Genomic DNA, 23,589 nt, shown 5'->3' on the forward strand with positions numbered 1-23,589 from the left:
TCAGTTGCATGTTTTCCAATAAGCATCATTTGTTTCCTCCATGTGTCGTCCGTATTTCCGGAACCACAGGAAACAGATTGAGGAGACTCCCATGACAGCGCAGTACCAGCCCCAACCGCTGGCCGAGCACGAGGTCACCGCCGCAGCGCGGGACCTCGTGCTCGCCTTCTCCCGTACTGACACGGACGCCTACTTCGCGGCCTTCGCCCCGGAGGCCACCTTTGTCTTCCATCCCGAAGACCGGCGCCTGGAATCCCGGGCCGAGTACGAGGCCCTGTGGAAGACCTGGCTCGCCGGGGATTGGTCCGTCACGGCCTGCGAACGCAGCGAGGCCCGCGTTCAGCTGCTCGGCAGCACCGCCGTGTTCAGCCATACCGTGCACACCACCACGAGCACCGGCGGCACCGAGGAAACCACTGTTGAGCGGGAAACCATCGTGTTTGCCCGCATCGACGGCCGCATCCTGGCCGTCCACGAGCACCTTTCACCCAGCCCGGCTGCCGCCGGCAGCACCGCCTAGAGTCCGGGGAACCACCATGACGTCATCAGCATCCGGCACCGGCCGGCTCACTGCTTCCGCTCCGGGAACAGCTTCAGATACGGGAGCCCGCGGTTCCGCGTGGACCCGCCTGAACCACCGGCTGGACGGGAACTCCGAAGGCTACGGCCCGCTCCGGGGGACCCTGGGCACCGGCCGGATCGGCATGATCTGGCTCGCCGCCAACCTGGTGGTCACCACCCTGCTCACCGGCACGCTCTTCGTTCCCGGCGTCACCTGGTTGACCGCAGTGGGCATGATCATCCTGGGCACCGTCATCGGCGGAACCGTCCTGGTACTCATCGGCAACATCGGCACCCGGACCGGGCTGCCCACCATGTCGCTGACCAAGGGCGCGTTCGGGCTGCGCGGCTCGTTCGTTGCCGTGGCAGCAAACGTGGTCATCCTGATGGGCTGGAGCTGGGTGCAGGCCATGCTCGCCGGTGTCACGGTCGACTTCCTGGTTCAACGCGCCACCGGGTTCTCCAACCCGATCCTGTTCTCGGTGCTCTGCCAGCTGCTCGTCGTCGCACTGGCCATCTTCGGCCACAAGGGTATCGCCCGGGTGGAGCCCTGGCTGGCCCTGGTGATCCTGGCCATCATGGGCTACATCTTCACGGTCTCCTTCTCCACCTTCCCACTGGCCGACTTCACCGCCATCCCGGCCGATCCCAGCGCCGGCTGGTCGGCGATCACCGTGCTCGACGTCGTTATTGCCACCGCGATTTCCTGGACCGTGCTCTCGGCCGAGTTCAACCGGCTCGCCCGCACGCAGACCGCCGGCGTGGTCGGCTCGGCCACCGGCTACCTGCTCTCCACCGTGCTGGCGATGGTGCTCGGCGCCACTGCCATCGGCTATGTAGTGCTCGACGGCGGCGAAGCAGTCGGGTTCGAGCCGGCGGTCATCGTGGGGATCTTCGGCGCACCGCTGGCCGTCGTCATTTTCCTCTCCGTGATGGCCACCAACACCATGGTCGTTTACGGCATGGTTTCCTCCGTGGTGAACATGGTCCCGTCCCGGAAGATCCGGTTCCTGCCCACCGCCCTGATCCTCGGTGCCGTCTCGATTCTCGGCTCCACCTGGCTGGGGCTGCTGGACAGTTTCACCTCCTTCCTCACCGTGATCGGCTCCCTGTTCATCCCGGTGTTCGCCGTGATGATCGCCGACTACTACCTGGTGAACAAAGCCTCCTACGACTCCGACATCCTGAGGGCCCGCGGCGGCCGCTACTGGTTCCGGTCCGGCTTCAACATTCCGGCGCTGGTGACCTGGCTGCTGGGTGCGGCGGTGTCGCTGCTGCTGACCTACGCGGTGACCAGCCCAGTGGGGGCCACTATCCCGACCTTCGTGGTCAGCTTCGCCGTGTATGCCGGCTGGTGCGCCGCGGCAGGGAAGACCGTGTCCGGCCGGCCCGTGTCCCGGCACCTGAGCGATACCCAGAACGATGACCAGAACGACGCCCGGAAGGCAGAGCCGAACCCCGGTGAGCCGGCAACGGGTGCGCATTCGGGCAGTTGACCTCAGCCATCCCGTGGCAACCGGCATGCAGGTGTTCCCGGGGGATCCGGAGGTGGCCATCAGCAATGCCGCCACGGTTGAGGCGGACGGCTCAAAAAGTAGCCGAACTGCATTTGGGCAGCCACACCGGAACCCACCTGGATGCACCGCTGCACACGGTTCCGGGCGGGGCGGCGGTGGATGAACTGCCGCTGGAGCAGCTGGCGGGTCCGGCCCGGATCGTGGGGCCTGCATGTGTGTCAGCCGGTGGGGATCTGGCCGACCTGACGGTCATCCGCTGGCAGGACGTTGCACCAGGATTGGACGGGCTGATGCCCGGCACGATTGTGCTGTTCTCCACCGGCTGGTCGAGGTACTTCAACACGCCCCGCTACCTGCGGCACCCCTCGTTCCATCCCGAGATCGCCGAACGCCTGGTCGCGGCCGGAGTCCGGCTGGTCGGGGTGGACACGCTTAATCCGGATCCGACGCCGCTGCCCGGGTCCAGCGGGATTCCGCAGCTTCGGTTCCACGACGTGTTCCTGGGAGCCGGCGGCGGGATCGTCGAAAACCTGACCAACCTGGGCGCCGTGACCTGGCCGGACCCGCTGTTCTCCGCCCTGCCGCTGCGCCTGTCGGGAGTGGACGGTTCGCCGGTCCGCGCTGCCGCATTCAGCTCTGACGAGCCCACGGACTCATGGACTCACGGACGTTTCGTCACCGGCGCCGGCTCGCGCCGACCCGCCGCAGCAGATGGTCCGCGAGCCCCGCCGCGAAGCCGCCTGCCGCATAGGCGGGCAGGTCCCAGGGATTGAAGGTGGTGCCCAAGACCAGCCGCAGCGGCGGCCACAGTTCGGCCCACCGGGCCGGCCACGGCGTCAGCTGAAACAGCTCGATCACGCCACAGAGCACGACGGCGGCTGCGGCGATCGTAAGGCTCCGCGCCCGGGGTGCCGCGAAGGCCAGCAGCAGGTAGAGCAGGACGGCGTAAAGGATCCCGCCGGCCGCGTCGCCGGCTGTGCCAGCCAGCCCGGTGCGCGCCCAGAGTCCTGCGGCCACGACGGCCACGGCACCGCAGGCCAGGGCGGCGCGGCGGAGCAGCACCTCGTGAGGCAACAGCTCCCGGGGAGCGGGCACGGGTTTCAGGGGATGCACGGCAGACATGAACGCAGGCTACCCCAGGCGCTTAAATGATCCCCGCAGACCAGCGCAGCCGCAGGCTCTCCTCCAGTTCCTGCTCGGCCACCTTGCGTTCAATTCTGCCCAGCTGATCCTGCAGGTTGGGGATCCACCGGTTTTCGACGGCCCGCTGCCGGGTGCGGGTGGATGCCAGTTCGGCTGACACCAGCTGCAGGGCCCGCCCGGCGCTCGCAGCCGCAACCGCGGCTTCCAGCGCGGCCCGGTGTGAGGCCGCCGCGAAAGCCAGGGCTGAGCTTCCGCCGCCCGGGGATTGTGCGGGCAACAGACATTCGGACCCCTCGGGGTAGGAGATCCCCATGGCGCCACCCCACCGCACCTGCACCGCTGCCGGTTCGGCCGGTGCGGACTGGGCGATCCTGTCCTCACCGTCCAGGCCGGCCGCCCGTTTCAACCACACTGCCGCCTCGGCGGCGGCCTGCTCCCAGGCCAGCCGGGCGGCGTCGGCCTCTTCCTGCAGCCCGTCGATGGCCAGCCGCAGGATCCGCTGCTTGCGGTCCAGCAGCTCGGCTCCGCGGGTGGCGGTGGCCAGGCGGCGCTCAACATCAGCCTTTTCGGCCCGGCTGCCGCCGCTGCGAAACCCGCTCACAGCTGAAACCCGCTCACAACCTGGCCCCGCCGATCGGACCGGGCAGGTACTTGTCCAGGAACTCCTCGGAGAGCATGGTCAGTTCCCGCCGCGGCAGCAGCGCGAGGGCCTGCCAAGCCCGGTCCATGGTTTCATCGAAGGTCCGCAGTTCGTCCCGGCCCTGGTTGAGCAGATCCCGCTCCACCACGGTCCGGAACTCGATATACGCGTTGTCCGTCTCGCTCAGCGCCGCAGTGCCCACCAGCTCGGCCAGCTCGGCGGCTGACCGGGCACGGGCCATCCCGGAGAGGATCTGCGCCGCAACGTCCAGGTGGTCCTCCCGGGTGCGGCCCTTCCCGGCGCCGCTGCGCATCAGCCGTGACAGGGAGGAGAGCACGTCCACCGGCGGATAGATGCCGCGGGCGTCGACGTCGGGATCCAGGACCACCTGTCCCTCGGTGATGTATCCGGTCAGGTCCGGCACGGGATGGGTGATGTCCCCGGCGGGCATGGTCAGCACCGGCACGATCGTCACGGATCCTTCGCGGCCGCGCACCCGGCCGCAGCGCTCGTACAGTTCGGCCAGATCGCTGTAGAGGTAGCCGGGGTAACCGCGGCGGGCAGGTATCTCCCGCCGCGCGGCCGATACTTCGCGCACGGCCTCGGCGTAGGTGGTCATGTCCGACATGACCACCAGCACGTCCGAGCCTGAGTCGTAGGCAAGGGACTCCGCGACGGTCAGGGCAATCCGCGGGGTCAGGATGCGTTCGATCACCGGATCCCCGGCGGCATTGAGCAGCAGCACCAGTTCACCGGCGGCGGAGCGCTCCTCCAGCTGGTCCCGGACAAAGGCAATATCCGCGTGGGTCATGCCCATGGCGGCGAAGACCACCCGGAAGGACCGTCCCGAGGTGGTGGTGGCCTGCGCGGCGATCTGCGTGGCCAGGGTCAGGTGCGGCAGGCCAGGGACGGAGAAGATGGGCAGCTTCTGTCCGCGGACCAGGGTGGTCAGGGCGTCGACGGCGGAGACTCCGGTGATGACCGGATCCTGCGGCGGTTCGCGGTACACGGGATTCAGCGGCCAGCCGCCCACCGGTGCCGCAGTCTCGGCGCTGACGGGAGGGCCGCCGTCGAGCGGTTCGCCGCGGCCGTTGCAGACCCGCCCGAGCCAGCCCGTACCCGTGGGCACCGCCAGTGGCCGGCCTTGGAACCGGACCTCGATGCCGCCCAGCGACAACCCCTCGGTGCCTTCCAGGACCTGCAGGGTGACTTCGTCACCGTCGACCTCCAGCACCAGTCCGTGCCGGTCCGGCTGCCCGGCGATACCGACGGTGGCGAACTCGTCCCAGCCCACGCCGTCGGCCTCGCCCAGGACCAGCAGGGGCCCGCGCAGTTCGCGGACACCGCTGTGGCCCACCGGGGTGGTGCCGTCATTACTGCTCACGCGTGTCTCCGTTCCCGGGGCCGTCCCCGTGGTTCTCATCGGGCCCTGACCCGTGAAGCTGCTCCAGCTGGCGGATAAAGTCGCGGCCGCGGGCCAGGACGCCGTCGGCATCGGTGGGCCCGGTGTCCTCGCGCAGCCGCAGGATCCGGGTGAAGTCCACGCGTTCGACGTCGGCCGCCGGCACCCCGCGGGCCACCAGCGCCTGGCACACGTCCACCACGTCGAGCACGATCTGCAGCAGGGCCGAACCCTTTTCCGCCGAGCTGTACCCGTCATTGGGGCTCAGTGCGTTCTGCAGCAGCACGCCGTCGCGCACCAGCCGCCCGCCCAGCAGCACCATCTGCTCATGTCCCGGCAGGGACGCAGTGCCGATGATCTCGGCCAGTGCGGTGAGCCGGTCCGCTTCGGAGAGCAGCAGGGAGGCAGAGGCACGGCGCTGCGCCCAGAGCGGATCCCCGTGTCCGGCGTGCCACCGGCCGAGCGCGTCGGCGTCCCGGGAGAAGGAACCGCGCCAGCTGACCGCAGGGTAGTGCCGGGAATAGGCCAGATCCCGGTCCAGCGTCCAGAGGGTGCGCACAAAGCGCTGGGTGTCAGTGGTGACCGGTTCACTCATGTCGCCGCCGGGAGGGGAGACAGCCCCGATCACGGTGACCGACGCCGTCGCCCCGCCCAAGGTGCGGACCAGCGACGCCCGTTCGTAGAAAGCCGCCAGCTCACTGGCCAGGGACGCCGGATAGCCCTCCTCAGCGGGGAGGTCGCCGTTGCGGTTGGCAAACTCGCGCAGCGCTTCGGCCCAGCGGGAGGTGGAGTCGGCAATGACGACGGCGTCGTACCCCATGTCGCGGAAGAACTCCGCCACGGTGACACCGGTGGCGATGGACGCCTCCCGGGCCATCATGGGCATGTTGGAGGTATTGGCGATGATCACGGTGCGGTCCAGTAGCTTGCCGCCGGTCCGGGGGTCGTCGAGGCCGCTGAGCCCGTCCAGCACGTCGGCCATCTCATTGCCGCGCTCGCCGCAGCCGACATAGACGATCACGTCCGCGTCGGACCATTTGGCGATCTGCTGCAGGGTCAGCGTCTTGCCGGTGCCGAAGCCGCCGGGCACCGCGGCTGCCGCGCCGCGGGGAACGGGGAAGAGCAGATCCAGCACCCGTTGACCGGTCTGCAGGGGAACGACGTCGGTCAGGCGCTCGCCGAACGGCCGCGGACGGTGGACCGGCCACTGCTGCGCCAGCGGCACATCGGTTCCGCCCACATGGGCCACCGGATCGAGGGGACGGACGGGGCCATCGGCGAGCCACTGCACCTCCCCGCTGATGTTCGGCGGCACCAGGACCCGGAACTCGATGGTGCCCGCTTCCGGCACGGTCCCGAGCACCTGCCCCGGCTGAACGGTGTCGCCCACTGAGACCGACGGCGTGAAATTCCATGCGGTTTCCAGCACCGCCGGATCCTCCGCTGATGACTGCCGGTCCTGGGTCAGCCACAGCGGCGCAGAGGACAGCGGGCGGAGCAGGCCGTCGAACACCGTGCCCAGCAGCCCGGGACCGAGCAGGCCGGAGAGCTGGTGCCCGGTGCGCTGGACCCGGTCGCCGGCCTTCAGCCCGCCGGTGTACTCGTAGGCCTGCAAGGTGGCATCCGCGCCGTTGATGGACACCGCCTGCGCGGAGATCCGGTCCGGTCCCACGGCCACCACTTCCAGCATGGAGAGTCCGGGCAGGCCGGTGATTTCCACCAGCGGTCCGCTGACCCGGGTGATGGTGCCGGTTTTGGCCGGGCCGGATGTGCTGTCAGCTACTGTGCCCATAGCCGCTGCACCTCCCCGGAATGCCGTTCCAGCGCCTGTTCGGCCAGGGCCGGAAGCGAGAGATCCAGATGCCGTGATCCGGCGGTCCCGGTGATGCCGCCCTTGTAGCTCTCCGTCACGGAGGCCATCGGGCCCAGGATCCGGTCTGCCCGGTCGGTGAGCCGGCGGAGCATCTGCGGATAGCGCGGATCGCTGCGCAGCCCGCGTGCCTGCTCCAGGACCTGCCGGTTCAGCTCGGTCCGAAGGGCTTCCTGCTGGGCCAGCACGGTGCGCCGACCCTCGCGGCGGATGCGTGCCGACCTTCCGGCAGCTTCCGCCCGCGCTGCTTCGCGGCCCTGCTGCTCGGCGGTCCGGCGGATCTGCTCCGCCTCGTCCCGGGCCGCAGCCAGGATCTGTTCGGCCTGCTGCCTGGCGCCCTCGGCCGTGCCCCGGGCGTCCGTCTCCGCGCCGCGGCGCAAGGCGTAGCGCACCGGCTCGAGGGCGGTGTCGGATCCGGAGGGCAGCCGGCTCATCGGGGGAGCACCACGGTCAGCGGAGCGGACGGGTCTGCGAGATCTCCGGCGAGGACTTCGGCGGCGGCCGGCGTCAGCACGACCGCGGCAACGGTGTCGGGGAGGGTGGACCATGCGGCGCGGATTTCCGTCTCTGAGCTGGCCGGAAAGAGGACCGCACCGGCGAGGCGGTAGCCCTGGAGCAGGGCGGGCTCGCCAAGCGCCGCGACGGTTCCGGTGCCGTTGCTTCCGGTGCCGCGGTCGGTGCCCGCGCCGCCGGTTCCGCCGCCTGGTCCCGAGCCCGTCTCCGCCTCGTTCACGTCCGCGCTGCTCATGCCTGGCCGATGAGGATGATCGAGATGATCAGCCCGTAGATCGCGATGCCCTCGGCGAGGCCCACCACGACCATGGCCCGGCCAAAGATCTCCGGCCGCTCGCTCATGGCTGCCAGCGCCGCCGATCCGGTGTAGGCCACTGCGATGGCCGCACCGATGGACGAACCGGCCACGGCAATGGCCGCTCCGATCAGGGCTGCGCCGCTGCTGTCGCTGCCCTCGGTAGCCGCGGCGACAGCGGTGGCCGCAGCGCCGCCGTCGCCCGCTCCGGCCGTTGCGGGAGCAGCGTTCAGTGCCACGGCAAACAGTGCCAGGGCGCCGGCCATCAGCGCCGCGTTCAGGCCCAGCAGGGCCTTGATGCCGGTGCGTCTGTTGTGCCGGAGCAGGGCCACTGCACCCAGAGTGAGTAGGACCGCGAGGAGGAGCACCAGCGGAAGGCCGGTAAGCCAGGGATTCATGGGAGGTGCCTTTCAGCGGGGCTGAGGGATGGTGTTCCGGTTCCGGTGCCGGTGCCGGTTCCGGTTCCGGTCTCCGGTGTTGAGGTGCCGGTGTCCGGATTCCACGGCCGGAACCGTCGTCCTTCGTCTTGGAAAATCCGGGAAAACAGCTCGTAGTACTCCAGCCGCAGGGCCTGGATTCCGGCGACCAGGCCTTCCAGCGCAAAGGTCAGGGCATTGCCGATGATGAAGACGACGACGGCGGCTACGGCCCGCCAATCCGGAGCCCATAACGCCGTGGTGGCCTGCCAGACGACCATCATCAGTGCGGCGTGGGTGAGGCCGAAGGCAGCGAGCCGGGTGAAGGAGACCAGGTTGGAGCCCAGCTGCACCACGCTGTCCACCAGTTCGACGCTGGCCTGCAGGCCGCCGGTGGCGCCGCCGCCGGACTCGGCGAACAGCCCGATGAACATCAGGACCAGCGCCAGCAGTGCCACCACTGCGGCAACCACGAGGATCACCGGTTCTGCAGCCAGCAGTCCCCAGGCCACCAGGCCGATTGCCGCGAACAGCAGTGCTCCGGCCAGCCCGGACCTGGCATACAGGGCGTACCCCCAGCCGCCTTCGCGGACCCGGTTGATGGTGCCCAGCACATAGGATCCGGCCAGCAGTACGGCGCCCAGCACCAGTGCGGCGACCAGCAGCGGAATCGGTTCCTCCAGCGGGTCCAACCACAGCACCGGAAGCACCCCGGTGGGCCCGAAAAACTCGCCGTAGAGGAACCCGAAGAACACTGCGGCAACCCCGGCGCCGGTAATGAACAGCCAGGTCCGGCGGAACCGCTGCAGCCGCGGCAGGAACCGGAGCAGCAGCCCCGCGACCACCAGCAGGGCACCCTGCCCGGCGTCGCCGAACATCATGCCGAACATGACCACATAGGCCACCCCCGCGATCCGCGCCGGATCCAGATCGGCGTAGGGAACGGTGGTGTAGGTGTCCACGAGCAGACGGGAGAGCACCGGGGTCTGCTTCCGGGCCGGCTCATCACCGGTCAGCAGCGTGGGCGGCTGGACGCCACGCGGCCGCTTGAGCGGGACGGCGGACGCGCCGTGGGGTTCCAGCGCTTCCTGCAGCGAGGACAGCTTCTGGGTTGGTGACCAGCCCACGAGGGCTGCGACGGAACCATGCACGACGGCGGCATCTGCCGCCCGGTCGATTTCCTCCGGTCCGGTACCGGGCTCGTAGGGCAGGTCGAGCTCGACGGCGGCGCTTCGGGCCACCTCGGTGAGCATCTCGCGCCGGGATTCCAGCGGGGCCACCAGGGCCACCCGCTCCATCCGCATTGGACTCAAGGTCTCACGCCACGGCATCGAGTACCTCGCTGGTTCCGGTGGGTGCGGAAAGGCTGGTTCCTGAAGCGCCGGTTGCTGTGGTGCCGCCTGCAGTGTTCAGCGTTGCAGCAGCCAATGCCGCCCGCACCCGCCAGGCATCCGCCGCCAACACCGCCATCGCGCCAAGCACCACGTCCGGGCCGGGCAGCCCGGCACGGAGCAGGCTAAAGCCGTCGGCTTCCACCCTGCCGGCAAACCCGGCTTCAGCCCGCCACAGATCCGAGGTCGACTCGACACCCTCCAGGACCTGGGCAGAGGCAGGGGGAAGCGAGCTGCGCAGCGCCTGAAGCCCGTCGCTGCCGGTCCAGCCGGTTCCGATCAGGGGCCGCAGCAGCGAGACCAGCCGCTCGCCCGGTTCGGTACGTTCCACCAGGAGCAGCCGGGCGCAGATCAGCACCCCGGCCGTTGCCGCCCATGGACGCACTGCCGCCGCTTCGGAAGCCAGCCGGCGCAGCCAGACAACGGTCAGTACGTCCGCGGCAGAGGTATCCGGTCCCGGATCGCCCCAGGGAGACGTGGCCAGCGCCGCCCGCAGTTCTTCAGCGGTGGCGGCGGTCCGCAGCCGCGGCCACGCCGTGGCCAGGCCGCCGAGGTCAAAGTCCGGACTCCCGCCGGCTGGCTGATTCCGATGGAGCGCCCGGTCCAGGGCCAGGATGTTGTCCGCCTCGAACACCGCAGCCGCCGCACGGATCAGCCGGGTGCCGCCGGCGGGCAGCCAGCCGGCGAGGACCCGAAGCTGCCAGAGGACCGTCCTGCGCGTGGCCCGCTGCGCCTGCGCGAGCGTGCGGACCCCGCTCAGTTCGTCCCCATATACCGAATCGGCAAGCCGGGGGAGCACGGCCTGCAGCCCCGCTGCAGCGGCCAGTTCACGGCATGTGCCGGCTCCCACCCGGCGCTGGGCCATGGAGCGGGCTCGGACCGAGGCGGCCACCCAATCGGATCTCATGTTTCGCCTTCGCCTGCATCTGGTTCGCCTGTATTCCCAGGCGGAGCTGCATCCCCGGACGGAGCCGGCGCGTTTCCGAGCAGATCCTGTACCAGGTCGGCCACGATCACCGCAGCCAGTTGGGGAATCCTGGATTCACCGCGGCGCTTCAGCTCAGCTGCCTCGTCATCCGCCGCGCGGAGCATCTCTTCGTCCGCGGTGCGGGCTTCCTGCGAAACTTCCGCAATTGCCTGCGCACGGACGGCCCCGCTGTCCATCCGGGCCTGTTCCACCATCGCTGCAGCCTGGGTCCTGGCCTGTGCCACGGTCTCTGCAGCCCTCGTGGACGCGTCCTTGGTCAGCTCCTGAGCCTGCCGGATCGTCGGATCCAGTGCTTCGAACACCGGAACGAGTTCCGCCGCCGGACCCTGATCGTCGGTGGCCGGAACCCCGGCTGGCCCTGCAGGTCCCGGCGCTCCCACCGGCCGAAACCTGTCCAGCAAACTGTTGCGTGCCATAGAAGCACCTCCTGAGGAAAGCAGTCGTGGTCAGCGTCTGGCGTGGTCACTGCCGGTTTTTCGATAGCTAGCCCTGCGATAGCCAGCTTCAGCCCGCGCCGTGGTCGTCTCCCGTCGCTTGGGCCTCGGATTGCTCGCCGTGTTGCACGATGTCACCGTCGGTGAAGAGGATTCCCTGCGCGATTTCCCGCCACACCGGCGTCCTGCGCAGCAGGAATTCCAGTTCCATGCTGAAATGCTTAAACTCTTCGCCCAATGAGTCGTTCATGATGGCGCGGGATTCGGCATCAGGCTCCACGGCCATGCGCTGGACGTACCAGCCGATGGCCTCGGCCTCTTCGCTCAGGCTGGCGCACATCCGGGCGAAGGTCCGGATATGGGCAGGAAGTTCGGAAGGCGGCTCATGATATTGGTCGGTGCCCATGCAGATCTCCTCATGCGGCCAGCGTTGTCCCGGCCCCTTGTCCGGGACCCGTGGAAGAGGCGGTGCAGAAGCGCTGCTCGCCCGTTTCATCCCCGTCTTCGAGGTTACGTTCGGGCCTGCAGGGGCACAACGGTCCGGGTCCGGCGCGCGGGCGGGGCGGGCGAATAAGGTGCCGCGGGGCGAGTGAACCGGCGCGTCAGGACAAAATAGGCCGGCGGTGCAGGACAGGCAGCGCTGCGGACAAACAAGGCGGGCCCGGTGAATAAACCGGGCCCGCCTTCTTGGCCGGTTACGGGAGAGTTACGCGAGCCGGCCGTAGGCCGAGGCGAAGTGCACCAGCGGGTCTGCTTCGTCGTCGGGCGCTGCCCGCCGGCCCATGGCAACAACTTCTCCGACCACCAGCTGATGGGTGGCCGCCGTCGTGACCTGCGTGGTGCGGACCTCGAACCAGGCGATGCATCCTTCGATGATGGCAGCGCCGGTGGCAGGACCGCGGCCATAGCTGACCTGGTTGAGGAGCCCTTCGAGCGGCGATCCGGGACTGGCCAGCCAGTTGGCCGTGCCGCGCTGGCTGGCGGAGAGCAGGCTCAGCGCCCAGCTGCCGCTCTCCACCACGGCCTCGGCGATCCGCGATTCGGCGTAGAGGCTCACCAGCAGGGTCGGCGGATCGTAGGAAACCGACAGGAACCCACTGACTGTCGCGGCGTAGTCCCGTCCGCGGAGCCGTGTGGACACCACGGCCACCCCGCTGGCGATGTCGGCGCTGAGCAGCCGGTAGCTGTCGATGGCCTCGTCGGTCAGCTCTGCGGGGGAAACCGGTTCGCCGGGGAAAACGCCGTGTTCCACCGGCTTTTACTCGTCGGCGGTGTTGTTGCCGGCGGCGTCAGCGGGTACCAGCTTGACGGAGATGGAGTTGATGCAGAACCGCTGATCGGTGGGGGTGTCAAAACCCTCGCCCTCGAACAGGTGCCCCATGTGCGAGTCGCAGTTGGCGCAGCGGACCTCAATGCGGTCCATGCCCATGCTGCGGTCGTGCAGGTAGCGCACCCTGCCCTCGGCCAGCGGCGCGAAGAAGGAGGGCCACCCACAGTGGGAATCGAACTTCTCACCCGACGTGAACAGCTCGCTGCCGCAGGCCCGGCACTGGTACACCCCGGCGGTCTTGGTGTCCCAGTATTCTCCGGTGTAGGGCCGTTCGGTTCCGGCCTTGCGGAGAACCTGGTATTCCTCCGGGCTCAGTTCCTCGCGCCATTGTTCATCGGTCTTTTGTACCGGCACGGTTCCGGTTGTCTCTTCAGTCATATCCGCGTCAACGCTTAAGAGTCGCCAATAAATCCCGAGCCGGAGTACAGGTGCAGCACCGGCACGCCGAGGCGGTCCTGCGCCTCATTGGCCCAGTCGGTTCGGAAGGTGTCCGCCACGGCGTGCGGGGTGGTGATGACCACTACCTGCTGCGCGTCAGAGGCTTTCGCCGCAGCCACGACTGCCTGGACCGGGTCCTCGCCGGTGACCGAGCCGGTTGCCTCGAGCCCCGAAGCCTTCAGCAGCTGCAGGGACTCGGCGAGTTCCTGTGTTGCTTCCTTCGTTTCCTGGTCCTTCGTAGGCTTGCCGCCGGTGAGGTCGCGGAAGGCAGCGGAGAATTCCAGCAGGCTCAGGTTATCCAGTACGTCCACCAGCAGGTTCCGGCCGGGGTCCGAGGGCACCAGCACCTCGAACCGGGCGGGGTTGTCCTGCACCAGATACCGCAGGTTGGAGATATCGACGTCGTTCAGGGACTCTTCGGTCAGCACCACGATTGTTGCAGTCATGCGGCCAGCCTAGCCCGTCGGCCTCAGGGCAGCGGATGCGCGGCGCTTCGGTGTGGCGCAGACGATGCCGGCCCCGACGGCACGGTTGGCGGAAGCACCTCCATTCGTCGGTAAGAATGGAAGTATGCCTATCTCCATCCCCGCGCGACTGTCCGTCCCCGTACCCTCGTTCCTGGATGCCGCCGATCCGGCACCGGCCCCCGGCCTGTCCGCCCCCTGGATCAAATGGACGGCCTTCGGAGCCGGAATGGGAGCTGCCGCCACTGCGGCGCTTTTTGCCGCGACGTCGGGCCTGGGCGTCTATTTTGCCCGCCAGGTGGTCACCCCGCGCCGGACCAGGGACGCGAACCTCGAGATTCTTGCAGTCATTGATTCCGAACACGGCAAACAGGTCATTCTGCCGGCCAACGACGATACGACCGTGGACGGCACCTACAGCCTCTACTTCGACGGCGGCCGCGGCCACGCCCGGATCGGTGCCATCCGCTCCTACGTGCCGCGTGAAGGCACCGTGCAGCGCGACGTTGAAGAGGTGTACAGCGGCGACCTTGCCAAGGCCCTGCGCGGCTGGTGGAGCGGGTCCATCTACCCCTCACCGTCCGCCGTCGGCCTCGCCGAGGAACAGGTGAACGTCCCCGTCGACGGCGGTCTGGCTCCGGCGTGGCTGGTCCGCGCCGATCCCGACGCGAAGACCTGGGCGATCATGGTCCACGGCCGCGGCGCACAGCGGACCGAGTGCCTGCGTGCCCTCCGCACCGCGCAGCAGGCCGGGCTGACCAGCCTGGTGATCTCCTACCGGAACGACGGCGAAGCCCCCTATACATCCGACGGCCGGTACGGCCTGGGGCTGACGGAATGGCACGACGTCGAAGCCGCCATCCGCTATGCCCTGAACCATGGTGCCGAGGACGTGGTGCTGTTTGGCTGGTCGATGGGCGGCGCCGTCAGCCTGCAGGCCGCGGACCGTTCGCCGCTGCGCCGGCACATCCGGGCGCTGGTGCTCGACGGGCCGGTGATCAACTGGATCGAGGTGCTCAGCCATCACGCCCGCCTGAACCGTATTCCGGTGCAGTCCGGCCGGCTGGGACAGTGGCTGATTTCCAATCCGGCGGGCCGGGCGCTCACCGGACTGGCCTCGCCCCTGGACCTCAAGAGCATGGACTGGGTCTCCCGGGCCGAGGAAATCCGGATCCCGACCCTGATCCTGCACAGCGATGCCGATGAGTTCGTGCCTTCTGGTCCGTCCGCCGAACTCGCGGAGAAGAACCCCGGCGTGGTGACGTTTGAGCGGTTCTCCAAGGCCGGGCACACCAAGGAATACAACGTGGACCCGGAACGCTGGGAGGGCACCGTGCTGGTCTGGCTCAACAACATTCTGGGCCGCACCCGGCACCCGGCCGAACGCCGGTCGGATCCCGCCGAGGGTTAAGGGCCTGTCCTAGCTCTTCAGCACGGAGATCGGCGCGGTCAGTGCGTGCGTCATCCGGATCAGGTCGAATGGCGACAGCCCAATCTGGAATCCCCGCCGGCCGCCGGAGACATAGATGGTGTCCAGCAGCTCGGCTGCCGCATCAATGCCTGCGGGGCTGGGATGGCGCTGCCCGAGCGGCGAGATGCCGCCCACCACATAGCCGGTGCGGCGTTCCGCTTCCGCACGATGTGCCATGGAAGCTTTCCGGGCACCCATCAGCGCCGCGAATTTCTTCAGGTCCAGGTTGTAGGCAACGGGAACCATGGCAACCCCCAGCCGTCCGCCCAGATCGACCATGAGAGTTTTATAGACGCACTCCGGAGGCAGGCCGAGCTTGTCGGCTGCCTCCAGACCGTACGAGGGCGCGTCATGGTCGTGTGTGTAACTGAGCGTCTCGTACGGGATCTTCTCTGCGTCCAGGGCGCGCGTGGCCGGCGTCGCGCTTCCCGCTGTCCTGCTCCGCCCGCCCATGGTTACTCCTGTTCCCCGGCCGCCTGGGCGTCCGGTAGCTGTGAAGACTGGTTAGCTCACGTGGTTGCTCAGGGCATCCTGCTCGAGCCGGCGCTTGATGCGGCCAAGCATGGCCGACATTCCGCGCATCCGCAGCGGCGTGATGGCCCGGGTAAGTCCGAGCCGGTCCGGCACATCTGCCGGTACCGCCAGGATCTCCGCGGCCGGAAGGCCGTTCAGTCCCTCGTGGAGCACGCTGGCGAATCCGCGTGTGGTCGGTGCCTCCCGCGGTGCCGAGAAGAACAGCTGCACCCGGCGTTCGGGGGAGTCGTCCACCTCGATCGTCAGGAACAGCGGTGACTGGCACTCGACGACCTGTTCCAGCTGCTCCGGATGCTCGGCCAGCCGCTCCGGCAGATCCGGCAGGGTGCGCGAAAACTCCAGCAGCAGTTCAAGCCGCTCGACTTCCTCGAGGGCCTGGAAGTCCTCGATGATTTCGGCCAGCTGCGCCGGGATGGTGGTGGATGCAGGGGTGGTCATATGGTGTGGCTCTTCCGCTGTGGTGCTGGTGATCTGGCTGGTTTGTGTAGCTCTCTAGCGGGCTGCGGGGGCTTCCCCGGGCGCCTCGCCCTTGACGATCGGAACGCGGACGGCGTTGCCCCATTCGGTCCAGGAACCGTCGTAGTTGCGCACGGAATCAAAACCCAGCAGGTGCTTCAGTACAAACCAAGTATGGCTGGAACGTTCGCCGATCCGACAGTAGGCAACGACGTCGTCCCCTGCCTTAAGCCCTGCCTGGTCCTGGTACAGCGCCTCGAGCTCGGGCCGGGTGCGGAAGGTGCCGTCTTCAGCGGCTGCCTTGCCCCACGGCACCGATGCCGCGGTGGGAATGTGCCCGCCCTTCATGGCACCCTCGTCCATGTAATCGGGCATGTGCGTGCGGTCGCCGGTGTATTCGGCGGGGGAGCGGACATCGATCAGCGGGCCCTTGCCCAGGTGCGCGAGGACGTCGGGCAGGTAGGCGCGGATCGGCTCGTCATTGCGTTCGACGACGGGATAGTCGGTGGCGGTGACGTCGGGCTTGTCCGTGGTCGTCTCGCGGCCTTCAGCGATCCACTTGTCCCGCCCGCCGTCGAGCAGGCGCACGTCTTCGTGGCCGAACAGCGTGAACACCCAGAGCGCATAGGCGGCCCACCAGTTGCTCTTGTCGCCGTAGATGACCACCGTCGAGTCGCGGGAAATGCCCTTGCGGGACATGAGCGCGGCGAAAGCCTCACCGTCCACGAAATCCCGCGTATCGGCGTCGTTCAGGTCGGTATGCCAGTCGATCTTCCGTGCACCCGGGATGTGGCCCGTTTCGTAGAGCAGGATGTCCTCGTTGGATTCCAGGACCACGAGCCCGTCCGTTCCCAGGTTCTCGGCCAGCCACGTGGTGGACACGAGCCGTTCGGGGTGGGCATATTCGGCGAACTTGGATGCGGTGTCAGGGGCAAGCGACATGTACGGGGTCTCTTTCTAAAAAGCGGAGCTGCTGCTGCCGGACGCACAAGCGGCGGCACGGGCTTACCTCTAGCCTAACGATGAGCGGGTGCGAAAACTTCCGAAACACTGCTTGGAGCGCCAGGCACGGCTGGGAAACGTGGAAACCGGGCTTCGCGAATCCAGCCGCCGGGCGGCTGTTGGCGTATCGTTGCAACGGCGGCATTTGCCGGCGGCTGATCTGGTACCACTGGCCGCACCACCGTGTGGGATCCTTTTGGCACCTTGACTTTGACACCTATTACCTTGGATGGACGGATTGCGCACAGTGGCACAAGTGGAGCACCTTGCAGAGCGGACTCCCCGGGTCTCGACGGATGAACTATTGAAGGGGTTCTACCCTTCGCCCCGCTTCGGCAGCGTGTCCTTTGACAGCTACCGTCCGGATCCGTCGCAGCCCTCGCAGGCGCATGCGGTTTCCTCGATGGAAAACTTTGCTGCCGCCGTCGACGTGCCCGAACCGACCGGTCTGCGCAAGCTCTTCGGCGCCAGGAAGCCCGACTCCAAGGCGGGGTTCTATCTGGATGGTGGTTTCGGTGTCGGAAAGACCCACCTGCTGGCATCCCTCTGGCATGCGGTGGAGGGCCCCAAGGCCTTCGGCACCTTTGTCGAGTACACGAACCTCGTCGGTGCGCTGTCCTTCCGCAAGACCGTTGATGCGCTCAGCACGTACAAGCTGGTCTGCATTGACGAGTTCGAGCTCGACGATCCCGGAGACACTGTCCTGATGTCCCGCCTGATGCGGGAACTGGCCGATGCCGGCGTCAAGCTTGCTGCCACGTCCAACACCCTGCCCGGTTCCCTCGGTGAAGGCCGGTTTGCCGCCGTCGACTTCCAGCGGGAGATCCAGGTCCTGGCTGACCAGTTCGACGTTGTGCGGATCGACGGCGAGGATTACCGGCACCGCGGGCTTCCGCAGTCTCCCGACCCCGTAGCCGAGGATGAGCTCGCTGACCGTGTGGCGGCCGAATTCAGCGGCAAGGTTGTTGCGGACGATGATTTCAGCACGCTGATCAACCACCTCTCCACCGTGCACCCGAGCCGCTACCGCCAGCTGATCGAGGGTGTCGATGCCGTGGCGTGGCACAACGTTGGAACCATCACTGAGCAGTCCGTTGCCCTGCGCTTTGTGGTGCTGGCCGACCGGCTGTACGACAAGGATGTTCCGATCCTCGCCAGCGGTGTTCCGTTTGATCAGCTCTTCACGGAGGAAATGATGAACGGCGGGTACATGAAGAAGTACTTCCGCGCCGTTTCGCGACTGACCGCCCTGGCGCGCGAAGGCCAGACGGGCGAAGCAGCCTAACCGCTGTTTGCATTGCCGTAGATCTACCGCTCAGCCGTAGGTCCAACGCTTGGCCGTAGGCCCGAATGGGTCTATGAGCATCCGACCAGCCTCCGCGAGGGTACTTCCGGCCACGTTACTCGCGGTGCTGGTCCTGGCCGGTTGCGCGGCAGTCGGCCCCGGGGCGGATCCTGATTCTCCCGGGCCTGGGTTGGTGGGTCCCGCGCAGCCCGGCCCTGAGCCGCTGGTTCCTTCCGGTGAGGCTACCTTCATAGGTGAGGTCGATCTGGACCCGAAGCCTGCTGCCAGCCTCGACGGCAAAGGAAACCTGAGCCTGGTCACCTATGGCAGTTCCAGTTGCCCGCCTGTGGTGGCCGGCGTGGAGGCGACCTCCGCGGGCACCATCGCCATTGCTCTCGATGCTTCTGCCGAGGGTCCGTGCACTGCCGATATTGCTCCCACCACGCATACCGTTCCTCTGCCTGCCGGCGTGACGGAGCGCCCTACGACAGTGGAGATCAAGTACGTCAACGAGCCCTGGGAATACACCATCCCTGTTTCCTGAGCGGCCCACGAGGGCACTTTAGGCGCACGAAGGCACTTTAAATGACGAAGGGCCCTGGCTCCGCCTTGTGAGCGGAACCAGGGCCTTCGTCGTGCTCTGAAGCTATACGGCCGGAGGAGTCTGTCCGGGTTCGGTTCCTGTGCCGGGACCTTCCTTGCGGTCGACCTTGTCTACCGCTTCCGAGGCCTTGGTCTGGAAGTTACCGATCTTGTCGGAGTACTTGCCGCCGGTTTTCTGGTCGACGAACTTTCCTGCGTGATCGATACCGCCCTTGATCTTGTCGGCGTTTCCGCCCACAAGCTCAGTAGCCTTGTCCTTCAGCTCGCCGGCCTTGCCCTTGAGCCCGTCAAATACAGACACGGACACCTCCTTTCGCAGGGGAAACCAAACGTTTCCCGTTCCCATCAATCGTAAGTCAACTGATAAGTCTGACCAAGGACTTCCGCTTTGGGCTTGTCTGCCCGGAGGCCTGGGAGCCATGGGAATCCGGGGAGGCCGGGGCGGCCGGGGAGGCCGGGGGAGCCCTGCAGTCCGGATAACGTGGACACCTCCAGCGCGGAAAGTGGACTGATTCAGTCCGGAGAATGTGGAGACCGATTCAACCAGACAGCAGCGGCCGACGAAACGGATGAAAGAACGTATTGCGCAATGGTGTCTGAAACGGATCAACATAGGTGGGCGGAACAAACCAGGGGACTCCTTTCCGAATGGTGATGCGCCACTTCTCACCATGAATCAAATGGTGGTGGAATCCGCACAGCATCACGCCATTGTCTGTGCCGGTAGTCCCGCCGCGGGAGTAATACTCGATGTGGTGGGCTTCGCACCATGGAGCAGGAGCCGTGCATCCGGGGAAGGCGCACCCGCCGTCCCTGGCGATGAGGGCTTTCCGAAGGTGCGGCGGGAAGTAGCGGGCTGCAGTGCCAACATCGAGGATGCGGCCATCTCCACTCAGGACTACGGGAAGGATGTCCGCTTCGCAGGCCAGGCGCCGGATCTGGCGGGCCGGGGTGGGTCCGGCAAAGGTGAGCATTGCGCTCCCTTGAGATCTTCCGCTGGATGCGCCAGCCGTCCGCGCGACCCGCTCACTGAGCTGCTCGTACGGGATGATGGCGAGAACCTGGGGTTTGGATCCCCCGTGGGCAGGGAGCTGGCCTGATGCAAGGGCGATCCGGCAGGACGCAACCAATCCATCCAAGCACTTCTGCGCATGGCTCCTGGGATCTGGCGGGACCGCACGTTCCTTACCTTCGAGGTCCACGCAGGTCCCTCCAGCGGCAGCGGCGGCGTCACCAGTAGCTGTTGCGACGCTGCCGGCGCATTGCCCTGTGCGTGGGCTTGCCTCCGGAGTCAGGGCGGTCATGAGGGTTTCGAATTGGTCTTCCGTGGCAAAAATGTCCAGCCGGTGCAGGCCGCGGTATTTCCGGCGGACAAACAGTCCCTGGAGTTCGGCCTTCTGCTGTTCAGACGGTGCCGTCCCATCCGGATCAACGTGATTGATCCAGGCGCTGGCCACAACGTTGAGGGCATCCAGATCCTGGCTGACGGCTACCTCGGTTAGCGCTGACTCCATGGCTGCCCGCTCCTCCGCAGTGCCGCACCCCTGCACGCGCTTCATCGCCATGCTGACTGTCTGTGCAGCCTGCCCGGAGAGCAGTCCCCGTGCTGCGCTGTCAGCCAGCACGCCCAGTTCGGGCTCGATCTGCTGGCCGGTCAGGCTGGTGGCGGGGGAGAGGGTTGACCCAAGCCGTATCCTTCGCCAGGCTTCCCGGCGGCTGATGCGCAGCCGGTGCCTTAGATAGTCGGCGGTGTTCTTGTATTCCTGCTGGATGTCTCCCTCCGGCGTCGTCCAGGAATCGGATACTTCGGCGGCGATCCGTCCTCTATCCATGGCCGCGGCGGTTACGACCTGAAGATGGTCAACCAGCCGGGAGAGGTCTTCGATGCTCGAGGCCAGCGATACCAGTTCTGCCGGGTCCCGGCCGGGCAGCCCGCGGTGCAGGCGGGTGGTGAGTTCCCGGACCACTGCCACGACGCCGTCGAGCTCCACCGTGCCCGTCCCGGAGTGCCGTGCCTCCTGTGCTTCCCGTTCATCGTCCATAGGATCAAGCTTTCAGGAATGCCAGGAAGGTTCGAATCTTTGTTCGATTATGTGGAAAAGCAACCGGCCCGCGGAACAGTAGGACACCTGTGGAGGAGTGGTTTGGGGAGGAGAGGCTGAGTAGGACTTCCCCGGGCAGGAAATTAAAGAACGGAACCGGAAACAACGCCGGCTCATACTGGCGGCGATGTTCATCACAGTGACCGTTTCGCGGGTGTATATCCTCCTGCCGTACCTGGCCGTGGAGCTGGCTCATCCTCGGCCTGCAAGTAGTCCTGACCGGAGTCTTCATAGCCCTGCTGGCCCGGTTTGTCCTCCGCCAGCGCGCCGAATACTGGCGGGCACGGGGTAAAGATTCCAAACACCCAGAACAAAACGCCAAAATAAAACGAGCGTTAAACGCAGAAGGAGCAGACCAAATGGCCTGCTCCTTCCGGCGTCACTCCGAAGAGCAACAGTGCGAGCGGACGACGGGATTCGAACCCGCGACATCCACCTTGGCAAGGTGGTGCTCTAGCCAGCTGAGCTACGTCCGCAAAACAAGACAGTCGAAACTGTCCGTGCGCGATACTGGGATCGAACCAGTGACCTCTTCCGTGTCAGGGAAGCGCGCTACCGCTGCGCCAATCGCGCTTGATGCATCAAATGCTCCCAGGGGAGTCTTCGATGCAGTCAAGAGAGCGGACGACGGGATTCGAACCCGCGACATCCACCTTGGCAAGGTGGTGCTCTAGCCAGCTGAGCTACGTCCGCAAAAACACAGTTGTGCGCCAAAACGCCGAAACTGTAGTGCGCGATACTGGGATCGAACCAGTGACCTCTTCCGTGTCAGGGAAGCGCGCTACCGCTGCGCCAATCGCGCCCAAAGGGCTTGCAAGTCAGCCGTGGAGGTGGGGACGGGATTCGAACCCGCGTATACGGCTTTGCAGGCCGCTGCCTCGCCTCTCGGCCACCCCACCGTGACCACTGCATAAGCATAGGCCGGCCGGTCAACATCAACCGGTTTTACAGTGACTTGCGAGCGGACGACGGGATTCGAACCCGCGACATCCACCTTGGCAAGGTGGTGCTCTAGCCAGCTGAGCTACGTCCGCATGCTGAAGAAGTTCGTGTGATCGACTCGAATCGCTTTCGCTTTTCGCGGCGAACTCCCGCTTTCCAACGAAGAAAAACTCTACTGGACGTTTCGAGGTTCGTCCAATCGGCGCATTTTTGGCGCCGATTGGTCCTCCCTCGGCGGGCTGCTTTGTCGACGCAGGTCAGCCGGGGGTTGAGCCAGGAACAGGGGAAACTGCGGCGTTCCACCTTCCACGGGCACGACGACGACGGGTGGGGCTGGGTGCGCGGCGAAAGCGGGTGCCGCACCAGTAGGTGGCAGGCAGGCAGGCCGCGCCGGCCAATGGGGACTCCCAGCCAAGCAAGGGCAACCTGAGGTAAGCCCAAGTAGCCCAAGTAGCATTGAAAGCCCAGTGCCGGCAAGTAAAGCAAGAAAAGGTGGCGGCCATGATGATGGCGATGGACCGGCGGCGAAACTTCCCGGGTCGGCCCTATGACAGACATCGACGGGTGTCGCCGGACGCGGTTTGGAGTCGGCCGCGATCTGGGCTAGCATCTTTAGACGTTGCAGTTGTGAAAACAACAGCGGCAAGGGGGCGATTGGCGCAGTGGTAGCGCGCTTCGTTCACACCGAAGAGGTCACTGGTTCGAACCCAGTATCGCCCACCCCTTAGTACCCTGCAGAACCCTGCACGAGTAAGAACCCCTGCACGAGCGCATAGGCGCCGCAGGAGCGTAAACACCCCGCACAGACACCGGAATCGGAAAACGTCGGTGCCGGATGACAGACTGAAGATATGACTGATCCAGCTCTGGCACATGCAACGGAATTCGGGCGGATGTACTCCCGATCCCTCTCCACGCCTCCCTCGGTACCCTCCATCACCACGGTTATTGCGCAGGGTTCAACCTCACTGGACGGCTGGCACAGCCACATGGCGGCCACAGCCGTGGCGAAAGATCCCAAACTTGCAGCCAGCCTGGGAAATCCGGGGGCTATGCGCAGCATCGTCAAGGAAGCCTCGCGTGCCTCGGAACGGTATCGGGACCAGGCCGCAGAACGCGGAACCCGGGTCCACCACTACTGCGAGCAGGTCTCCCTGCGTGCATTGGACCTTCCCCATCAGCTTGAAGCAGCCCGCACCGCCCTGCAGGAACATGGCGAACATCAGTTTGCCGACCGCTTCGACGAGTGGTGGGACCTGTACCAGGTAGAGCCCCTCGCGCCGGAGATCACCGTCTGGAACGACGAAGTGGGCTACGCCGGAACCCTGGACCTGGTGGCGCGCATCAACGGCCGGCTCTGCCTGATCGACTACAAGACCAAGAACACCGACCGCGACGGGCAGGTCAAGCCCCTGGATGACAAGGTCGTCATGCAGCTGGTCGCCGGAATGAAGGCCAAGGAGTCGCTCGTGGACGCCGGAAACGGTGTGTGGGAGCCCTGGGCCTATGGGGAGGATCCGCTGCTGCTCGGCGTCGCCGTCGGCCAGACCGAAGTCCGGCCCATGCGCGCCAACCCCGCCGTCCTTCCGCAGCACTGGTTCAAGTTCTGTGCCCTGCGCCGGCTTTGGCAGACCTCTTACGACGTCGCCGCTGCCGGACGAGCGCTGCTGCCCATCGCACCGCCCGCCGTCGGCTCCCATGCGGTGCGGGCACCGCAGGCCTCCGTCTCCTAGGCCCGCTAACCCCCCAAACCTGCCAGCAAAACCCTGCAGGCAGAAGCCTGCACGCACCT

The 23,589-nt window shown here is 66.7% G+C and carries 26 protein-coding genes and 7 tRNA genes; 8 read left to right on the forward strand and 25 right to left on the reverse strand.

Translation table 11 applies throughout. The features are described from left to right. The first annotated feature begins 91 nt into the window (after positions 1-91). The 3 genes from KKR91_RS07105 to KKR91_RS07115 all read left to right on the forward strand — a co-directional run bounded on the left by KKR91_RS07105 (position 92) and on the right by KKR91_RS07115 (position 2,851). Entirely contained in the window at positions 92-520 is a 429-nt protein-coding gene (locus tag KKR91_RS07105) for a YybH family protein (protein WP_210230994.1), read from the forward strand. Between the two features lie 16 nt (positions 521-536). Further along, entirely contained in the window at positions 537-2,057 is a 1,521-nt protein-coding gene (locus tag KKR91_RS07110; protein WP_210230995.1) for a purine-cytosine permease family protein, read from the forward strand. Between the two features lie 65 nt (positions 2,058-2,122). Beyond that, positions 2,123-2,851: a cyclase family protein gene (locus KKR91_RS07115; protein ID WP_337925355.1), complete on the forward strand. Its 729-nt coding sequence runs from the start codon at positions 2,123-2,125 to the stop codon at positions 2,849-2,851. Here the strand turns inward: KKR91_RS07115 and KKR91_RS07120 are convergent. The 14 genes from KKR91_RS07120 to KKR91_RS07185 form a co-directional block, all read right to left on the reverse strand. Next, complete coding sequence (locus KKR91_RS07120) at positions 2,754-3,200, reverse strand: DUF2809 domain-containing protein (protein ID WP_210230996.1); 447 nt, start codon at positions 3,198-3,200, stop codon at positions 2,754-2,756. The genes KKR91_RS07115 and KKR91_RS07120 overlap by 98 nt on opposite strands. A gap of 22 nt (positions 3,201-3,222) precedes the next feature. Beyond that, positions 3,223-3,822, reverse strand: coding sequence for a V-type ATP synthase subunit D (locus tag KKR91_RS07125; RefSeq protein WP_210230997.1), 600 nt, complete (start codon positions 3,820-3,822; stop codon positions 3,223-3,225). Positions 3,823-3,835: 13 nt separating this feature from the next. Next, positions 3,836-5,245 carry a V-type ATP synthase subunit B gene (locus KKR91_RS07130; protein WP_210230998.1) on the reverse strand — a complete coding sequence of 470 codons (1,410 nt, stop codon included), beginning with the start codon at positions 5,243-5,245 and terminating at the stop codon, positions 3,836-3,838. Beyond that, entirely contained in the window at positions 5,235-7,055 is a 1,821-nt protein-coding gene (locus tag KKR91_RS07135; RefSeq protein WP_210230999.1) for a V-type ATP synthase subunit A, read from the reverse strand. Before KKR91_RS07135 ends, KKR91_RS07130 begins: the two co-directional genes overlap by 11 nt. Beyond that, complete coding sequence (locus KKR91_RS07140; RefSeq protein ID WP_210231000.1) at positions 7,043-7,567, reverse strand: hypothetical protein; 525 nt, start codon at positions 7,565-7,567, stop codon at positions 7,043-7,045. The genes KKR91_RS07135 and KKR91_RS07140 overlap by 13 nt, the downstream gene beginning before the upstream one ends. Further along, positions 7,564-7,881, reverse strand: a complete 318-nt coding sequence (locus KKR91_RS07145) for a hypothetical protein (protein WP_210231001.1) — start codon at positions 7,879-7,881, stop codon at positions 7,564-7,566. Before KKR91_RS07145 ends, KKR91_RS07140 begins: the two co-directional genes overlap by 4 nt. Beyond that, on the reverse strand, positions 7,878-8,339 hold the full coding sequence (locus tag KKR91_RS07150) for an ATP synthase subunit C (RefSeq protein WP_210231002.1): 462 nt from the start codon (positions 8,337-8,339) through the stop codon (positions 7,878-7,880). The genes KKR91_RS07145 and KKR91_RS07150 overlap by 4 nt, the downstream gene beginning before the upstream one ends. Then, the gene (locus KKR91_RS07155; RefSeq protein ID WP_237687601.1) at positions 8,336-9,661 is read right to left on the reverse strand and encodes a V-type ATPase 116kDa subunit family protein; all 1,326 of its coding nucleotides are present in this window, start codon (positions 9,659-9,661) and stop codon (positions 8,336-8,338) included. The genes KKR91_RS07150 and KKR91_RS07155 overlap by 4 nt, the downstream gene beginning before the upstream one ends. Before the next feature lie 13 nt (positions 9,662-9,674). Further along, entirely contained in the window at positions 9,675-10,655 is a 981-nt protein-coding gene (locus KKR91_RS07160) for a hypothetical protein (RefSeq protein WP_210231004.1), read from the reverse strand. Beyond that, positions 10,652-11,152 (reverse strand): hypothetical protein, encoded by a 501-nt coding sequence (locus KKR91_RS07165; protein WP_210231005.1) that lies wholly within the window; start codon positions 11,150-11,152, stop codon positions 10,652-10,654. Before KKR91_RS07165 ends, KKR91_RS07160 begins: the two co-directional genes overlap by 4 nt. A gap of 88 nt (positions 11,153-11,240) precedes the next feature. After that, on the reverse strand, positions 11,241-11,576 hold the full coding sequence (locus KKR91_RS07170; RefSeq protein WP_210231006.1) for a ferritin family protein: 336 nt from the start codon (positions 11,574-11,576) through the stop codon (positions 11,241-11,243). A 300-nt stretch (positions 11,577-11,876) separates the two neighbouring features. After that, entirely contained in the window at positions 11,877-12,422 is a 546-nt protein-coding gene (locus KKR91_RS07175) for a flavin reductase family protein (RefSeq protein WP_210231007.1), read from the reverse strand. Between the two features lie 6 nt (positions 12,423-12,428). After that, positions 12,429-12,878 carry a peptide-methionine (R)-S-oxide reductase MsrB gene (msrB, locus tag KKR91_RS07180; RefSeq protein WP_210231008.1) on the reverse strand — a complete coding sequence of 150 codons (450 nt, stop codon included), beginning with the start codon at positions 12,876-12,878 and terminating at the stop codon, positions 12,429-12,431. 14 nt (positions 12,879-12,892) lie between these two features. Then, positions 12,893-13,384, reverse strand: coding sequence for a hypothetical protein (locus tag KKR91_RS07185; protein WP_210231009.1), 492 nt, complete (start codon positions 13,382-13,384; stop codon positions 12,893-12,895). 124 nt (positions 13,385-13,508) lie between these two features. Here KKR91_RS07185 and KKR91_RS07190 point away from each other — a divergent pair, with 124 nt between their 5' ends. Next, positions 13,509-14,813, forward strand: coding sequence for an alpha/beta hydrolase family protein (locus tag KKR91_RS07190; protein ID WP_210231010.1), 1,305 nt, complete (start codon positions 13,509-13,511; stop codon positions 14,811-14,813). A gap of 9 nt (positions 14,814-14,822) precedes the next feature. On the opposite strand, the gene ybaK is transcribed toward KKR91_RS07190, so the two are convergent. The 3 genes from ybaK to KKR91_RS07205 are packed head-to-tail and all read right to left on the reverse strand — an operon-like array spanning position 14,823 to position 16,805. Beyond that, positions 14,823-15,326: a Cys-tRNA(Pro) deacylase gene (gene ybaK / locus KKR91_RS07195; protein WP_210231011.1), complete on the reverse strand. Its 504-nt coding sequence runs from the start codon at positions 15,324-15,326 to the stop codon at positions 14,823-14,825. Positions 15,327-15,377: 51 nt separating this feature from the next. Continuing rightward, a complete protein-coding gene (locus KKR91_RS07200) occupies positions 15,378-15,845 on the reverse strand; it encodes a SufE family protein (RefSeq protein ID WP_210231012.1) in 468 nt (155 codons plus the stop codon). A 54-nt stretch (positions 15,846-15,899) separates the two neighbouring features. Continuing rightward, positions 15,900-16,805: a sulfurtransferase gene (locus KKR91_RS07205; RefSeq protein WP_210231013.1), complete on the reverse strand. Its 906-nt coding sequence runs from the start codon at positions 16,803-16,805 to the stop codon at positions 15,900-15,902. A 307-nt stretch (positions 16,806-17,112) separates the two neighbouring features. On the opposite strand from KKR91_RS07205, the gene zapE reads away from it, so the two are divergent. Both zapE and KKR91_RS07215 read left to right on the forward strand, forming a co-directional pair. Then, on the forward strand, positions 17,113-18,150 hold the full coding sequence (gene zapE, locus KKR91_RS07210; protein WP_210231014.1) for a cell division protein ZapE: 1,038 nt from the start codon (positions 17,113-17,115) through the stop codon (positions 18,148-18,150). Between the two features lie 73 nt (positions 18,151-18,223). Next, the gene (locus tag KKR91_RS07215) at positions 18,224-18,694 is read left to right on the forward strand and encodes a hypothetical protein (RefSeq protein ID WP_210231015.1); all 471 of its coding nucleotides are present in this window, start codon (positions 18,224-18,226) and stop codon (positions 18,692-18,694) included. A 102-nt stretch (positions 18,695-18,796) separates the two neighbouring features. Here KKR91_RS07215 and KKR91_RS07220 read toward each other — a convergent pair whose 3' ends face one another. The 8 genes from KKR91_RS07220 to KKR91_RS07255 all read right to left on the reverse strand — a co-directional run bounded on the left by KKR91_RS07220 (position 18,797) and on the right by KKR91_RS07255 (position 21,889). Beyond that, positions 18,797-19,054 carry an antitoxin gene (locus KKR91_RS07220; RefSeq protein WP_210231016.1) on the reverse strand — a complete coding sequence of 86 codons (258 nt, stop codon included), beginning with the start codon at positions 19,052-19,054 and terminating at the stop codon, positions 18,797-18,799. A gap of 238 nt (positions 19,055-19,292) precedes the next feature. Next, positions 19,293-20,795 carry an HNH endonuclease signature motif containing protein gene (locus KKR91_RS07225; RefSeq protein ID WP_210231017.1) on the reverse strand — a complete coding sequence of 501 codons (1,503 nt, stop codon included), beginning with the start codon at positions 20,793-20,795 and terminating at the stop codon, positions 19,293-19,295. Positions 20,796-21,257: 462 nt separating this feature from the next. Beyond that, positions 21,258-21,331: transfer RNA gene (locus KKR91_RS07230), tRNA-Gly, on the reverse strand. 25 nt (positions 21,332-21,356) lie between these two features. Further along, positions 21,357-21,428, reverse strand: a tRNA-Val gene (locus tag KKR91_RS07235). 46 nt (positions 21,429-21,474) lie between these two features. Further along, positions 21,475-21,548 (reverse strand) — tRNA-Gly (locus KKR91_RS07240). Between the two features lie 37 nt (positions 21,549-21,585). Further along, positions 21,586-21,657 (reverse strand) — tRNA-Val (locus KKR91_RS07245). Positions 21,658-21,680: 23 nt separating this feature from the next. After that, positions 21,681-21,754, reverse strand: a tRNA-Cys gene (locus tag KKR91_RS07250). Positions 21,755-21,815: 61 nt separating this feature from the next. Beyond that, positions 21,816-21,889: transfer RNA gene (locus tag KKR91_RS07255), tRNA-Gly, on the reverse strand. 556 nt (positions 21,890-22,445) lie between these two features. Here KKR91_RS07255 and KKR91_RS07260 point away from each other — a divergent pair. Both KKR91_RS07260 and KKR91_RS07265 read left to right on the forward strand, forming a co-directional pair. Next, positions 22,446-22,517 (forward strand) — tRNA-Val (locus tag KKR91_RS07260). Positions 22,518-22,648: 131 nt separating this feature from the next. Continuing rightward, the gene (locus tag KKR91_RS07265) at positions 22,649-23,530 is read left to right on the forward strand and encodes a PD-(D/E)XK nuclease family protein (protein WP_210231018.1); all 882 of its coding nucleotides are present in this window, start codon (positions 22,649-22,651) and stop codon (positions 23,528-23,530) included. Positions 23,531-23,589 lie beyond the last annotated feature (59 nt).

The organism is Arthrobacter jiangjiafuii (genome assembly GCF_018622995.1).
In the GTDB taxonomy this organism is placed as follows: domain Bacteria; phylum Actinomycetota; class Actinomycetes; order Actinomycetales; family Micrococcaceae; genus Arthrobacter_B; species Arthrobacter_B jiangjiafuii.